We start from the raw sequence: 14,903 nt of genomic DNA, 5'->3' as shown, positions 1-14,903 counted from the left end.
GTGCGTTACAGTTTTATACTGCCATCTGGAACTTCGAGTGTGGGAATGACACGCGTAGAAATTGCTCACCGAGGTGAACTCACCGTTCTCAAACTGCTCGCGCTCGAGGGCGGGCTCGATCGCGACGTGAAAACGACGTGTCCCGACCTCGGCGCGGACCTCGACGCTGCGGGTCTCGTTGAACGCGAGACAGTCAGCGACGGCCAGTGGGTCGCGATCACCGAGGCGGGCGAGCAATCCCTCCGGTCGGAGTACGGTGATTACCAACGCATCTTCGACAGTGAGGCCGACGTCGAACTACGAGGAACGCTCACGAGCGGGATAGGCGAAGGACAGCACTACGTTTCGTTAACGGGATACGCACGGCAGTTCCGGGACCGGCTCGACTACGAGCCCCATCCCGGGACGCTGAACGTGGCTCTTGACGACGATAGTATCCGTCGCCGCAGCGCCCTCTCCGGGCTCGATCCGATTCCGATCGACGGCTGGGAGGGCGACGATCGAACGTACGGTTCCGCGTTCTGTTATCCCGTAACGATCGAAACCGACGACGGTGCGACCTGTGATGCCGCCTACGCGATTGTCCCGAAACGAACGCATCACGAAGAGGATCAACTCGAGATCATCGCACCGACGAAACTACGCACCGACCTCGAGATCGCCGACGACGATCCACTCATAATCCATGTCGAAGAGAACTGAACACCTCGGTCAATCGGTGGCGAACAGCACGCTCGATCGCGCACTGGAGGCGTTCGGCCGCGGCGACCCGGTCCTCGTTCACGACGCGGCGGATCGCGAGGGGGAAACCGATCTGATCTATCCCGCTCGCTCCGTCACGGCCGACGCCGTCGTTCGATTGCGTCGCGATGCGGGCGGATTGATCTGCGTTGCGCTCGGTCACGAAGTCGCCGAGGCGTTCGATCTGCCGTTTTACTCGGAAGCGGTCGATCATCCCGCGACGGCCGACCACGATCTCGGTTACGACGAGCGCTCGTCGTTCTCGCTGACGGTCAACCACCGCGATACGTACACCGGGATCACCGATACCGATCGGTCGACGACGATCCGTGCGCTCGGCGAGGCGGCCGAGACGCCCGAAGAGACGGCGTTCTCAGAGGAGTTCCGCGTTCCGGGTCACGTTCATCTCCTGAAGGGGGCTCCCGATCTGCTCGCACAGCGGGAGGGCCACACCGAACTCGGCCTCGTACTGGCCGAGGCCGCCGACCTCCCTCCCGCCGTCGTCGTCTGCGAGATGTTAGACGCCGAGACCGGCGAAGCCCTCACCCCGGCCGACGCCCGCGCGTATGCCGACGAGCACGACTTCGCGTACTTGGAAGGGCAGACTGTTATCGAGCACCTCGGATAGCGGAGCGTCGAGTTTAGGTACGATATCGCGACGACGCTCAGTGGAACGATAATTTATAAGGAAAGAGGTGCTGATCGCTAGCATAATGCAGTATAATTTCGATCTCGGGATCAGCGACCAGGCGACGTTCGTCGATTCGACCAGCCGGTTTACGGTCGGCGATCTACTCGAGAAACGGGCTCGAACCGATTCCGATGCGGTCGCGGTCCGCGAATCGGACCGCGAGCTCACGTACGCCGAACTCGACGCTCGAGTCAATCGACTCGCCAACGCGCTGCTGAACCGGGGCTACGAACCCGAAGAGTCGACGTTCGCGATCCTCTCGGAGAACCGCTCCGAGTTCGTCGAAGTGATGTATGCGAGCGCGAAGCTCGGCTGCCTCATCGGCGCCCAGAACTGGCGCCTCGAACGGACGGAACTCGTCCACTGCGTCGAGACGATCGATCCCGACGTCGTGTTCGTCTCGAGCCAGCACGCCGACAAGATCGAGTGGATGGAAGACGGCGACGAAACCGATCCGGAGTACGTCGTCTTCGACGACGCGCCCGACGAACCGGAATCGACGGTCGCCTACGAGCGACTTCTCGAGTCGGGCGCCTCGTCGACGCCGCTTCCGTCGCGACGGATCGACCCGGAGCAGGGGTACGTCGTCATGTACACTTCCGGGACGACCGGGCTCCCGAAAGGCGCCGTGCTCAGCCATCGGGCCGAGTTCGCCCGAGCACACCAAGTCATCCTCGACTACGACCTCGAGAAGGGCGATTCGTACCCGAGCTGGGCGCCGATGTTCCACATGGGCGGAATCGACTGGATCGTCACGACCGCCGTCCTCGGCGGCACGTACTATCCGATCGATGGCTTCGACGGGGAGCGGATCGTCGAGGTCCTCCAGACGGCGGAGTCTCCGCTCAGCTGGCTGATTCTCTTCCCCGGAATGTTAGAACGGCTGCTCGATCGGCTGGAGTCAGCCTCGACCGATCCAGCGGACTATCAGGACATTCGGTCCGTCGGCGCGCTCTTGGATCTGATGAACGCCGAGCGGCTTGCGCACATCACCGAGATCCTCGACGCGCCCGCCCAGAACACATACGGATCGACCGAGGTCGGGCACGCCACGTCGGGGAACAAGGTCCCGCCGGGCGTAGAGCCGACCGGCTCTCGACTGGACAAGGCCGAATCACCGTTCATTCAGGTAAAACTCGTCGACGAGGACGGGAGCCGCGTCGAACGGGGTGAATCGGGAGAGCTGGTAGTACGCGGACCGACGCTATGCAGCGGCTATCTCGATAACCGAGACGCGAACCGAGACGAGTTCGAGGACGGCTGGTTCCACACCGGGGATCTCGTGACGTGGAACCAGGACGGAACCTACAGTTACGTCAACCGGCGAAAGTATCTGATCAAGAGCGGCGGAGAGAACATCTATCCCGCCGAGATCGAAACGGCGCTGCTCGAGCACGAACTGGTCGACGATGCGATCGTCGTTCGAACGCCGGACGAAAAGTGGGGGGAGGTCCCTCGAGCGGTCGTCGGCGCCGACGATCCGGACGCCGTTTCGAAAACGGAACTCCTCGAGTTGGTTCGCGAGGAACTGGCGAACTACAAACTCCCTCACTACATTCAGGTCGTCGAGCCGTCGGAGTTCCCGCGGAGTACGACCGGGAAGATCGTCCGCGAGACGGTCGAAGAGTGGCCGCTCTCGGACGAGGACCGCGTCCGAAACGTGTAAGCGTCGCTCTCGGTCTCAACGGCGAACGACGGTAGAAACCCGTTCGGGGAGCGCCGCCACGGTAGCCGACACGAGACGCCGAGACTGGCGAGCGGACGCCATCGCCGCGAAACTGCCGGATACCCCTTCCTCAATGTAGAAATTTTATGTGGTAACAGCACACGTAGTTAGACGATGCGAATCCTAGTACCGGTCAAAGAAGTGGCGACCGTCGAAGACGAGTTCGAAATCGACGGCACCGAGATCGCTGAACAGTACCTCGGTGCCGACCTCAACGAGTGGGACGATTACGCCATCGAGGAGGCCGTCCAGCTCCGGGAGGATGGCGTTGCCGACGAAGTCGTGACGGTCACGATCGGGCCGGAAGAGTGCGAACAGACCATCCGGCAGGCGCTCGCGAAGGGTGCCGACCGCGCCGTCCGGATCTGGGACGACGCCCTCGAGGGCGTTGACCTACTGGACGTCGGCGCCAAAACGGAGATTCTGAGCGCCGTCGTCGAGGAGGAGGATCCCGACCTTGTGTTGACCGGCGTCCAGGCCGGTGATGACAGCTTCGGCGCGACGGGCGTCTCCGTCGCCGAGAACCTCAGCTACCAGTGGGGCGCCGTCGTCAACCACCTCGAGCACGACTTCGAGGGCGGTATCGCTTCGGTGCACCGCGAACTCGAGGGCGGGGTCGAGGAGCTGACCGACATCGAACTGCCGGCCGTGTTGACGATCCAGACCGGCATAAACGAGCCCCGGTACGCCAGCCTGCGTGGAATCCGACAGGCCCAGCAGAAACCGCTCGACGTCCAGAACCTTGCCGAACTCGGCATCGACGAAGGTGCGATCGAGTCCGAACTCGAGCTGACAGACATGTACGAGCCCGAAAGCGAGAGCGACGTGACGACCTGGGAGGGTAGTTCCGACGAAACGGCCGGGCAGTTAGCCGAGATGCTCCGCGATAAGGGGGTGGCACAATGACGGATATCCTCGCAATCACCGACCACCGCCGTGGCGAACTGCGCGACGTCAGCTACGAGATCATCACCGCGGGCCGTCAGCTAGCCAATGAGACCGGCGGCGACCTGCATCTGGCGGTCATCAGCGGCACCGTCGACGAGTTCGCAGAGAAACTGAACCGCGAGGGCGTTGATGCCATCCACACCGTCGACCACGGCGAGGAGTTTAACCACGACGTCTACGCACAGGCGATCACCCAGCTCTACGACGAGCTCGCTCCGCAGTACGTCCTCGCGCCCAACAGCGTCAACGGCCTCGACTACGCCCCCGCCGTCGCCACCCGACTCGAGCTACCGATCGTCACCGACACGATCGACTTAGCGACCGACGGCGAGACCCTGATCGCCACCCGCGAGATGTACGGCGGGAAGGTCGAAACCACCACCGAACTCGAGGGGAGCGCGGTCGCGACGATCCGCAGCGCCGAGTGGCCCCAGGCCGAGGGGACCGGCGACGCCGCGATCGAGGCCTTCGACGCGGCGATCGACGAGGACGCGATCGGTTCGACCGTCAACGGCTTCGAGGAGATCGGCGGCGGCGACGTCGACATCAGCGAAGCGGACGTCCTCGTGAGCGTCGGCCGCGGGATCGAAGAGGAGGACAACCTCCCGCTCATCGAGGAGCTCGCGGACGCCCTCGGCGCGACGGTCTCGTCCTCGCGACCGATCGTCGACAACGGCTGGCTGCCCAAGAACCGACAGGTTGGTCAGTCCGGCAAAGTGGTGACGCCGGACGTCTACATCGCGATCGGCATCTCCGGAGCGGTCCAGCACGTCGCCGGCATGAAGGGCTCCGATACGATCGTCGCGATCAACACCGACCCCAACGCGCCGATCATGGACATCGCCGACTACGCGATCGTCGACGACCTGTTCGACGTCGTTCCCGCACTCACCGAGGAGTTCCAATGAGACAGGTGCCCGTTTGATATGGATGCTGTAGCCCAATCTACCGTGGCGAGGGAGACGTACTGGGGAATCACGAGCGTCGAGTACGCCGTGTTCTACTTCCTCGCGTTCACGGCGGTCGCCGTCTTCGCGTACGGTGTCTACCGGCGGTTCGCGCGCTACTCCCGCGGGGACGATGAGTCGTCCCCGCGGGTCGACGATCTGTCGAAGCGCATCGTCAGCGCGTCCAAGATCGCCCTCTCGAACGAGAAGCAGTTCAACCGGGACCTCTACGGCGGTCTGATGCACGCGTTTATCCTCTGGGGATTCCTGACGCTGTTCATCGCGACGACGATCCTGATGATCGACGAGTACGCCGCTCAGGCGGTGTTGCACACGACGTTCTGGGAGGGCGACTTCTACCTCGCCTACCAGTTCGCGGTCGACGCAATGGGGCTACTCTTCGTCGTCGGCCTCGGAATGGCGATCTACCGGCGCTACTGGGTCCGGAATCACCGCCTCTGGGGTCGTCACACCTCAAGCGAGGACGACCTCTTCGTCTGGACGCTGTTCGGCCTCGGCGTCGGCGGCTTCCTCCTCGAGGGGTTGCGCGTCTACAGCGCCGGGATCCCGGACCACGAGGTCGTCAGCTTTGTCGCCTACGGGATGGCGCTCGGCTTCGAAGCCGTCGGACTCCCGACGCTCGGGCCCGAGCAGGCCGGCCTCAACGCGTCTGGGCTGAACGTCGAGAACCTCCACTGGCTCGCGTGGTGGTCGCACTCGCTGCTCGCGTTCTTCTTCATCGCGTGGATCCCTTACGCGAAGCCGTTTCACATGCTCTCGTCGTTCGCGAACGTCGTCACGCGCGACGAGAAGGCCGGTCGGCGGCTTCCGAACGTCCCCTCGGATCTGGACGCGACCAACGCCGAGTCCATCGACGACTTCACCTGGAAGGAACTGCTCGATCAGGACGCCTGCACCAAGTGCGGTCGCTGCTCGTCGGTCTGCCCCGCGAAGGCCTCCGACCGTCCGCTCGATCCGCGAGACGTCATCCTCGATCTGAAGTCCTATCGGGAGGGCCTCGAGTCCGGTAGTGAAGAACAACCGATTATCGCCGATGGCGGCACCTCGGTGATCGATGCCGAGACGATGGAGTCTTGCATGGCCTGTATGGCCTGTATGGACGCCTGTCCCGTCGAGATCGAACATCTCAAGAGCTTCACCCGACTCAACCGCCAGCTGACCGATCAGGGTGACATCGACTCGAGCATGCAGGACGTCTTCCAGAACGTCATGCAGAACGGTAACACGTTCGGCGACTCGCCGCGCAATCGGGGCGACTGGAGCGAGGATCTCGCGTTCGACGTGCCCGACGCTCGCGAGGAGGAAGTCGACTACCTCTGGTACGTCGGGGACTTCCCGAGCTACGACGAGCGCAACAAGCAGGTCGCGCGCTCGCTAGCGACGATCCTCGAAGAGGCGGACGTCAGCTTCGGCATCCTCTTCGACGACGAGAAGTACGACGGCAACGACATCCGCCGGGTCGGCGAGGAGTTCCTCTACATCGAACTCGCCGGCCACCACGTCGAGACCTGGGAGGATTGTGAGTTCGACACGATCGTCTGTACAGATCCGCACTCCTACAACACGTTCAAGAACGAGTATCCGGAGGTCGACTTCGACGAGTTCGCCGACGACCCGATGATGCCCTTCGAGTACGACGAACGGTGGAACGAAGACAGCGAAATCGAGGTCTACCACTGGACCCAAGCCGTCGAAGAACTGGTCAACGAGGGCAAACTCGAGCTGAACGGCTCCGAACTCGACTACACGGTCACCTACCACGACCCGTGTCATCTCGGCCGGTACAACGACGAGTACGAAGCCCCGCGCGCACTCATCGAGGCGACGGGCTGCGAACTCGACGAGATGCCCCGCAACCGCAGCAATTCCTTCTGCTGTGGCGGGGGTGGCGGCGGCCTCTGGATGGATTTCGAGGAAGAGCCCAAACCCAGCGAGGAACGCATCCGCGAAGCCCTCGAGGACACGGACGCCGGGAGCGGGGTCGAGAAGTTCGTCGTCGCCTGTCCGATGTGCATGACGATGTACGAGGACGGGCGCAAGACCGGTGGCTACGAGGACGAGATCGAGATCGTCGACGTCGCCGAACTCATCGTCGAAGCGATCGGGAAAGAAGACGAAGCGAGGGTCGAAGCCGCCGCTGACTAGCCGATCCCCGACGGGAATCTCGGCCACATTGCGGTGGCGCGTTTCGAATCGATCTCAGTGGACGGTACCAGGTATCCGTCGCGCTGGCTTTTCACCTGTTCTTCAGGGTGCTAGTATGGATCACTTTTAATAACTACTCTGACAATAACCTCCGTATGGTACCATCCGATGATGATCTACTTCGACTGCTGGCGGACGAGACCAATCGAGCTGTCGTTACCCACCTTCTCGAAACCGACGGCGAGGTCACCACTACCGAGATAGCCGACCACCTCGTTTCGCAGGACGTCGCTCCGGTCTCGTCGACCGGCGAGGACGACGTCACGCGGACTGTACTCTCGCTTCACCACGCAACGCTTCCGCGACTCGACGAGGCGGGTTTAGTCGATTACGACTCCGAGCAAAGCGTCGTCACGTCCGCGTATATTCCCTCGTGCGACGCCGAGTGGAAGGACGTCGGGGCGATCGACAAACTGCTCACGCGGTTCGGATCGAGGGAGCGGGCCGACGGGAGCGCCATCGGCGTACTCGAGGGATGCGAGGCCGTGTACGAATACGGCCGAGAGCTAGCCGATGCGGCTGAGAACGAACTCTTTCTCATCTACGCGTCCGACGACCTGCTCGACGAGGCGTGTCTCCCACACGCGAGAAACGCGCTCGAGCGCGGCGTCGAACTCTACGCCGGAGCGAAAAGCCGGGGCGCCCGAACGTTTTTTCGGGACGCGCTCCCCGAGGCGACGGTCTGGGAGCCGCAGGTGGACTGGATGAACGACGGGGGCAGGTATCCGAAGGTCAGTCGACTGATTTTCGCGGACCGCGAGACGGTCGTCGTGGGCCTTTGGGAGGAGTCGGACGACGGAACGAAAACGGAGGTGGCGATGATCGGTGAGGGAGAAGCGAATCCCCTGGTGGTCCTGACCCGCGAGCTACTGGGTTCGCGGCTGGATCACCTCGACTACCAGAGCGACGACTTCCTCGGCGACCTCCCGTTCGAGGCGTGACCGCCTGCGCTCGTCGCCTCGTATAAGATATCTTATAGTGGGTATTTATTTCTAATCGTGATGATCGTTCGCACGGGTCGCACTATGTCATCGATGCAATCCGAGAACTACCGAGGAGAACCGGACGCCGTGAGCGAAGACGTACTCGAGCGCCACCGCGAGGCGGCGGCGCCGATTCAAGAGCGCTACGACCTCTACATCGGCGGCGAGTGGAGTGAGAGCGACGGTGGAGACGTCGTGGAGTCGTTAGACGCCATCACCGGTGAGACGCTCGCGGAGTACCAGCAGGGCACCGCGGCGGACGTCGACAGGGCCGTCGACGCGGCCGAAGAAGCGTATCGGAGCGAGTGGGGCGAACTCTCGAGTTCGGAGCGCGCGGAGTACCTCGAGGAGCTCGCGGACGCGATCGAAGAGAAAGCCGAACTGCTGTCGACTATCGATACGCTGGAGACCGGATTTCCGATACTGACGACGCCGGCGCTCGCTCAGCAGACCGCCGGCCAGTTGCGGTACTTCGCGTCGGTAGCGCGGTCGACGGACAAGGGCGCCGTCCCGTCGACCGGCGAGATGGAGAAACACCACCACATCTACACGCAGGAGGAACCCTACGGCGTCGTCGGCCTCATCACGCCGTGGAACGGCCCGCTAGGGAACCTCGGCGTGAAGCTGGCGCCCGCGCTCGCGGCCGGGAACACCGTCGTCTACAAGCCCTCGCCGCGCGGGGTGGTCTCGTCGTTCGAGGCGATGGACATCATCGACGACGTCCTGCCCGACGGCACGGTGAACATGGTTCCGGGCACCGGGCCCGAGGTCGGGGAAGCGATCTCTTCCCACTCGCGGATTCGGAAGGTATCGCTCACCGGGTCGACGGCCGCCGGCCAGTCGGTGATGAAGAGCGCGGCGTCGAACATCAAGGCCATCTCGCTGGAACTCGGCGGGAAATCCCCGAGCATCGTCTTCCCCGACGCGGACCTCGAGACGACCGCGCAGGGCGTCGCCATGGGTATCTACGGCTTCAACGGGCAGGTCTGTACGGCCGGGTCGAGACTGTTCCTCCACGAGGACATCTACGACGAGTTCCTCGAGACCCTGTCGGCGACGGCCGAACAGATGTTCCAGATGGGCGATCCGCTCGACGACGGGACGATGCTCGGTCCCCTGATCGATCACAAGCACCTCGACCGGGTGCAGTCGTACGTCGACGAGGCCGTCGAGGACGGAGCGACGTTGTACATGGGCGGCGAGAGTCAGGATATCGAGGGGCTCGGCGGCGCGCCGTTCTTCGAGCCGACCATCCTCACGGACGTCGACAACGACGATACGGTGGCCTGCGAAGAGGTGTTCGGCCCCGTCCTGACCGTTCTGAAGTGGAGCGACCGCGAGGAGATGCTCGAGTTGGCTAACGACACCGAGTACGGGCTCGCCTCCGGAATCTGGACCCAGGACCTACAGACCGCCCACACCGTGAGCGACGAACTGGAAGCCGGCGTCGTCTGGGTCAACTGCTACAACGCGTTCCAGACGGGCGTTCCCCACGGCGGCTACAAACAGAGCGGCGCCGGCCGCGAGATGAACCGACAGGCATACCACGAGTACCGCCAGACGAAGACGGTCAACATCAACCTCTCCGATACTTGGCCGCGCATGTGAGCGAGCCTGTCGGGATTGGTCCTCGTTTCTCATTTACGCTTCCGCACTCACTATCGAGTAATTGAACCGGACCGACAGACTTTCCGCTAATCAAGCGAGGGACCGATCGAGCCGTGACGGAAGGTCGTCGGAGAACCGATCCTACTGATCGTCTGCTACCGCTTCCGTCGGACCGTCTTGAGCGAAGTCTACTGATTTGGAACGATTTGGAACGGCGAGTCCCGACTCGAGGTGGTCGAGAATTTCGGGGTGCAGCGACCCGTTGGATCCCAGTAACGTCCGCTGTTCATCGGTGTCGAGGCTAAACTCGAACGGTTCGCCCGTTTCGTCGGTGAACTCGGCGCCGGCAGCGCGCGCGATAACGAGTCCGGCAGCGATGTCCCAGGGGTAGGTGTCGCGCTCCCAGACGGCATCGGCGCTGCCGCTCGCGAGGTAACACAGATTGAGCGCGGCCGAACCGAGCCGGCGGACGCCGCGAGACTCCTGGTAGAAATGTGTGAGGAATGTTCCGTCCGGATCGTACCCGGAGATGAGCATGCTCTCGTCTAAGGAGTCCCGGTCGGTCGTCACGATCGGTTCGCTGTCTTTCCGAACGTCCCCGCCTGCGATCGCGGAGAACAGCTCGTCGGTTTCGGGGATGTAGACGACTCCCATCACCGGAACGCCGTCCTCGAGGAGCCCGATCGAGATCGAGTAGTTCGGGTTGCCGTGAGCGAAGTTGCCGGTTCCGTCGAGCGGGTCGACGACCCAGGTGTAGTCGCCGTCCGCGTTCGTCTGTCGAACGCTTTCCTCCGAGAAAATCGCGTGATCGGGGAACTCGTTCCGAATGACGGTAGTGATGACGCGGTCGGCCTGATGGTCGGCTTCGGTGACGATGTCGGACTTGTCGCTCTTGACGTCGATCGACTCGACCTGCCCGTGGAGTTCGCGTAACGGTTCGCCGGCGGCCTCGGCCGCCTCGGTGGCGATCGTCAGCGCGCGCTCGATGGTATCTACGCCCTCTTCGGCCGTTGGATCGGTCGCGCTCGCCGCGCCGTCAGTTCCGTCGCGGGCTTTCGCCTCCGGAACACCTGCGTCGCGAATACCCCAGCCGAGTTTTTTCGAGATCGCTGTGAAGAAATGATCGTCGTAGCTGGTCCGGACGACGTGAGCGAGTTGCTCCGCACCGGTAACGACGATCTCGTCTCCCTGGCTCAGAACGGTGTGGGCGCGTCCGCCGTCGACGAGCATACTCGCCTGACCCTGAGTCTCGATCCGAATCTCCGTCGACGGTGAGACGACGATCGGACGGACGCCGAGTTTGTGGGTGTGCAGCGGGACGATCTGTAGCGTGTGGTTGTTGACGGGGTAGTGAACCGGACCGTTGGCCGACAGCGAGACGCCCGTCGATCCCGTCGGCGTCGAAACGGCCAGGCCGGTCCCGTCGAACTCGCCGACGTACTCGTCGTCGGCGTAGACGTCCAGTCGGGTGATCTTGCGGTCGATCGGATTCTCCGGGGGAACCTGTTGGAGCATCACGTCGTTGATCCCCGTCGCCTCGACGTCTGGTGCATCAACGCGCACCTGTTGGCGACTGTCAACCGACGCTCGTCCGCGGATCGTCTCGTCTAGGGCCGCTTCGAGATCGTCGGGTTCGACGCGAGCGAGGAACGCGAGCGTTCCCGTGTTAACCCCTATTAGGGGGATATTCCGTGGCGCGAACGTTTTGATACCTTCGAGGAAGGTTCCGTCACCGCCGAGCGTAACGCCGAGCGTGGCGCTGGTCTCGTCGTAAACGTCGCTGATATCGTCTCCGACGTCGACCGTCGAGAGCCCGATACCTCGATCCGTGGCCCAAGTCTCCAGTCGGGCGAGCGTTTCGTCACTGTTCGGACTTTCGATGGCGATAATTTCGTCTATCGTCGCTAATCTACGGCCTTTCATATGATACTGTGCTACGTCTCATCACGGGTGTTGGTAAAACGACTTCTCAATCGGTGATTATCGCGCGAAGGGGAAAACTTTAATGATAAATCCAAGTAGAAAATATTCCGTTTGTATTTAGACAGAATTGAAGAAGTTTCGAACGCAGCGGCGAGGAAGTTGCCGCGACGATGGGCAGGTTCGTTCGGATCACCGGAGAGCGCGACCCGGTTAGCCGTCAGCCCGTGAACTGAGATGGGTACCGGCGAGGAACCCGTACGTGAGCGACCGTCCGTTTTGAAGGCCGCTCTGGTATCCGATTCCCCATTCGACCGGCGCGCAAACTGAACCGGTGGCGTAGAGGCCGTCGATCGGTCGCTCGTTCCAGTCGACGACTCGCCCGTGATCGTCGGTCACCAGACCGGTGTTGCTCATGCTCGAGAGTCCGACGTAGAGGCGAACGGCGTAGAACGGCGGCTCGTCGATCGGACCGAGGTTCGGGTTCGGGTCGTGGGTTGGATCACCACACCACAGGTTAGCCCACTCGTTTTCGCCGCATCCGAACTCGGGGTCCTCGCCGCGGCGAGCGCCCTCGTTGAATCGCTCGACCGTCGACTGCAGCGTCGCGCCGTCGATGTTCAGCTGTTCGGCGAGTCCCTCGAGATCGGTCGCTTTCGCCGCGAGAAACTCGTCCGGATACGAGTCGCCCGGCTTCGTGTTCCCGAGCGGATACCGCCGGCGATACGATTCGTCGAACACCATGTACGAGGGAAACTGCGGGTACTCTCCGGTCGGATCGTACAGTTCGGCGGCCTGATCGGGGTAGAACGACTCGTCGCAGAACCGCTCCCCGTCGGCATTGATCGCGATGGCGTGCGGGAGGCCGACGTTGTAACAGTAGCGGTACAGCGGCTCGCCGAGGAACTCCCGGTCGGGAACGGCGATGAAGAACCCCTTCGCCCCGCCGATCGGCGGATAGGTCCCGAGCTTCGCGCCGCGGTTCGCGGCCAGTCGGTGGCCGTCGCCGGTCGCGGTCGGCACGGCCGCGGAGACCACGTGTTCGGACGGCGTGTCCTCGAACGACTCGACCATATCCGGGTTCCAGTCGTAGGCGCCGGTCGCGAGGACGACGCCCTCGCGCGCCCGGATTTCCGACGGGAGCGATCGGTGCGCTACTTCGACGCCGACGACGTCGTCGCCGTCGTCTACGAGGTCGGTCACGGTCGCGTTCGTATGGTAGTCGACGCCCCGTTCGTCCGCCGCGCGGAGGAAGTACCCAATGAGGGCGGTCCCCATCGTCGCGACGTTCTCCTCGCGACGACGGTCGATCACGTCCCAGTCCCACGCTCCGACCGTGAACGCGCCGCCCCACGTCAGGAGTTCGTCGTTGGTCGCGCCGCCCGGCAGGTGCGGCGAGTTCGGCAGTGTCGCCGGGATCTCGTCTCGCGGAAGCGGTCGCGGCTCGAGGTACCGTCCCTCTGCTTTCGCTCCGGGATACGACGTGTGATAGTCAGGCATCCCGCCGATCACCTGCAGTTCGAGACCGATCTCGTCCTCGAAGTACGCGACGGCCTCTGTGGCGGACTCGATGTAGCGCCGCGCTGCGCCGCGGTTCGCGTAGAAATCGCCGGCGAGTGCGGCCATGTAGTCGATGCCTTCCTCGACGGAGTCGTCGACGCCGACGTCGTCCATATGACGGTTCGTCGGCATCCACAGCTGCGCACCCGAGAGTCCGCTCGAGCCGCCGAAGACCGATCCCTTCTCGAGGACGACGACTGAGAGATCGGCGTCCGCGGCGGTCACCGCCGCGGCGAGGCCGCCGACGCCCGAACCCACGACGACGACGTCGACGTGGACCGTCTCGCTCGCGTTCGAGGGAGTATCTTTTGTGGCCATGGGCGATCAGCGGTCGGCCAGGTACTCGGAGACCTGCATCGTATTGCTGTTCGCTCGGTGGATCGGTTCGACGATATCTCTCGGTTCGATTCCCGGCGCTTCGGTTTCCGGCCGATCGAACACGCGTTCTACGGTTTCGAGAAGCGCGTCCTCGTCGGTTATCGGAACCCCCTCTAACTCCGACGCCAGCTCCTCGAGGACGCCGCCCGAGGTGATCGTCGGCTGGGGTCGGATGTAGAGGTCACCGCCGATGATGATATCGTGGATTTTCTCGTCGTCGTCGATAATCGCACTGACGTTGATCAGTTTCCGCGACTTGTAGGCGGCCTGGCCGAGCGCGTAGTCCGCGGGCGCTCGCCGGCACATCCGCGCCGTCGATACTCGATTGATCCACGGGTCGCTCTCGAAGAAGGGGGCCATCCGATCGAGGAACGCCCGCTCCTCGTCGGTCCACTCGTCGTCGACGAGTTCGGCGTCCGGACCGATCAGCCGATCGACGTTCGCCCGGGCGATCGCGTCGATCACCTCCTCTTTCGTCGCGTCGATCTCTACCTCCTCGAGAACCTCGGAGAGTGGCTGCATGCGACCGGTGAGCGAGTCGGTGTCCTTGTCCTCGAACTTCTCCCGCGGAATGCTCACCGCGTCGTCGAGTATCGCTCCCTCCTCCGGGAAGTCCCAGATGACCGACAGCGTCGCGACCCAGTAGTCGGGGACGTGAATCGTCGCGGCCGCTCCGGCCATCACCTTCACCTTCGCGTCGTCCTTGACGATCTCGACGTCGCCGATGGAGTCGTACTCGGCTTCGAACCCGATCGACTCGAGGCCGGCGACGTCCGCGAGACCGCTGGCATCGGCCTCCTCGAGGATACTCGTGTCCTCCTTCCGGTAGTACAGCATGTAATTGGGGAAGTCCGGCGTGTGGACTGCGGTTCCTCCCGCGAACGCGTACCGCCTGCCGACGGTGAAGCCGCGCTCGCGCGCCAGGTCGACGTCGACCCGATCGGCGTCCTCGTACGTACCGAGATCGAGACACGGCGTCTCCACATCCCAGTGCATGACCACGAGCGTGGGCTCGAACGTCCCTTCGTGCATCTGTTTCGCCATCAGTTCGTCAATGGCATCCCAGTACCCGACGGTCTCCCCGCGAACGTCGATTCTCCGTACCATGATAACTCACTCCACGGCCGGCTATTTATTTCCTCTCACCGAACCGTCCAGATGGCAATTCCCGCAGG

Annotated in this window: 11 protein-coding genes; 8 read left to right on the top strand and 3 right to left on the bottom strand. The window is 63.2% G+C overall.

Going from position 1 to position 14,903, the window contains the following annotated elements:
• Positions 1–45: 45 nt before the first annotated feature.
• From HTUR_RS18885 to HTUR_RS18850, 8 genes are all read left to right on the top strand, one after another.
• On the top strand, positions 46–702 hold the full coding sequence (locus tag HTUR_RS18885) for a DUF120 domain-containing protein (RefSeq protein WP_012944933.1): 657 nt from the start codon (positions 46–48) through the stop codon (positions 700–702).
• Entirely contained in the window at positions 686–1,369 is a 684-nt protein-coding gene (gene ribB / locus HTUR_RS18880) for a 3,4-dihydroxy-2-butanone-4-phosphate synthase (RefSeq protein ID WP_012944932.1), read from the top strand. Before HTUR_RS18885 ends, ribB begins: the two co-directional genes overlap by 17 nt.
• An 85-nt stretch (positions 1,370–1,454) precedes the next feature.
• Positions 1,455–3,098: a class I adenylate-forming enzyme family protein gene (locus HTUR_RS18875; RefSeq protein ID WP_012944931.1), complete on the top strand. Its 1,644-nt coding sequence runs from the start codon at positions 1,455–1,457 to the stop codon at positions 3,096–3,098.
• Positions 3,099–3,272: 174 nt separating this feature from the next.
• Complete coding sequence (locus HTUR_RS18870) at positions 3,273–4,064, top strand: electron transfer flavoprotein subunit beta/FixA family protein (protein WP_012944930.1); 792 nt, start codon at positions 3,273–3,275, stop codon at positions 4,062–4,064.
• Positions 4,061–5,014 carry an electron transfer flavoprotein subunit alpha/FixB family protein gene (locus tag HTUR_RS18865; protein ID WP_012944929.1) on the top strand — a complete coding sequence of 318 codons (954 nt, stop codon included), beginning with the start codon at positions 4,061–4,063 and terminating at the stop codon, positions 5,012–5,014. Before HTUR_RS18870 ends, HTUR_RS18865 begins: the two co-directional genes overlap by 4 nt.
• Positions 5,015–5,032: 18 nt before the next feature.
• Positions 5,033–7,219: a heterodisulfide reductase-related iron-sulfur binding cluster gene (locus HTUR_RS18860; RefSeq protein ID WP_012944928.1), complete on the top strand. Its 2,187-nt coding sequence runs from the start codon at positions 5,033–5,035 to the stop codon at positions 7,217–7,219.
• A 155-nt stretch (positions 7,220–7,374) separates the two neighbouring features.
• On the top strand, positions 7,375–8,220 hold the full coding sequence (locus tag HTUR_RS18855; RefSeq protein ID WP_012944927.1) for a DUF7344 domain-containing protein: 846 nt from the start codon (positions 7,375–7,377) through the stop codon (positions 8,218–8,220).
• A 129-nt stretch (positions 8,221–8,349) separates the two neighbouring features.
• The gene (locus HTUR_RS18850) at positions 8,350–9,870 is read left to right on the top strand and encodes an aldehyde dehydrogenase family protein (RefSeq protein ID WP_226377531.1); all 1,521 of its coding nucleotides are present in this window, start codon (positions 8,350–8,352) and stop codon (positions 9,868–9,870) included.
• A gap of 141 nt (positions 9,871–10,011) precedes the next feature.
• On the opposite strand, the gene HTUR_RS18845 is transcribed toward HTUR_RS18850, so the two are convergent.
• The 3 genes from HTUR_RS18845 to HTUR_RS18835 all read right to left on the bottom strand — a co-directional run bounded on the left by HTUR_RS18845 (position 10,012) and on the right by HTUR_RS18835 (position 14,835).
• Positions 10,012–11,793 (bottom strand): NAD(+)/NADH kinase, encoded by a 1,782-nt coding sequence (locus HTUR_RS18845; protein WP_012944925.1) that lies wholly within the window; start codon positions 11,791–11,793, stop codon positions 10,012–10,014.
• Positions 11,794–12,003: 210 nt separating this feature from the next.
• The gene (locus HTUR_RS18840) at positions 12,004–13,668 is read right to left on the bottom strand and encodes an FAD-dependent oxidoreductase (protein WP_012944924.1); all 1,665 of its coding nucleotides are present in this window, start codon (positions 13,666–13,668) and stop codon (positions 12,004–12,006) included.
• Between the two features lie 6 nt (positions 13,669–13,674).
• On the bottom strand, positions 13,675–14,835 hold the full coding sequence (locus tag HTUR_RS18835; RefSeq protein WP_012944923.1) for a lipoate--protein ligase family protein: 1,161 nt from the start codon (positions 14,833–14,835) through the stop codon (positions 13,675–13,677).
• Positions 14,836–14,903: the final 68 nt, after the last annotated feature.

It is taken from the genome of Haloterrigena turkmenica DSM 5511 (assembly GCF_000025325.1).
Classification (GTDB): Archaea; Halobacteriota; Halobacteria; order Halobacteriales; family Natrialbaceae; genus Haloterrigena; species Haloterrigena turkmenica.
The sequence above is the reverse complement of the archived record's forward strand: the minus strand, read 5'-3'. Positions and strand labels throughout refer to the sequence as shown.

Excerpts from the sequence above, each read along its gene's own strand:
- HTUR_RS18885 (WP_012944933.1), top strand. The coding sequence starts at position 46 with ATGACACGCGTAGAAATTGCTCACCGAGGTGAACTCACCGTTCTCAAA.
- ribB (WP_012944932.1), top strand. The coding sequence starts at position 686 with ATGTCGAAGAGAACTGAACACCTCGGTCAATCGGTGGCGAACAGCACG.
- HTUR_RS18875 (WP_012944931.1), top strand. The coding sequence starts at position 1,455 with ATGCAGTATAATTTCGATCTCGGGATCAGCGACCAGGCGACGTTCGTC.
- HTUR_RS18870 (WP_012944930.1), top strand. The coding sequence starts at position 3,273 with ATGCGAATCCTAGTACCGGTCAAAGAAGTGGCGACCGTCGAAGACGAG.
- HTUR_RS18865 (WP_012944929.1), top strand. The coding sequence starts at position 4,061 with ATGACGGATATCCTCGCAATCACCGACCACCGCCGTGGCGAACTGCGC.
- HTUR_RS18860 (WP_012944928.1), top strand. The coding sequence starts at position 5,033 with ATGGATGCTGTAGCCCAATCTACCGTGGCGAGGGAGACGTACTGGGGA.
- HTUR_RS18855 (WP_012944927.1), top strand. The coding sequence starts at position 7,375 with ATGGTACCATCCGATGATGATCTACTTCGACTGCTGGCGGACGAGACC.
- HTUR_RS18845 (WP_012944925.1), bottom strand. The coding sequence starts at position 11,793 with ATGAAAGGCCGTAGATTAGCGACGATAGACGAAATTATCGCCATCGAA.
- HTUR_RS18840 (WP_012944924.1), bottom strand. The coding sequence starts at position 13,668 with ATGGCCACAAAAGATACTCCCTCGAACGCGAGCGAGACGGTCCACGTC.
- HTUR_RS18835 (WP_012944923.1), bottom strand. The coding sequence starts at position 14,835 with ATGGTACGGAGAATCGACGTTCGCGGGGAGACCGTCGGGTACTGGGAT.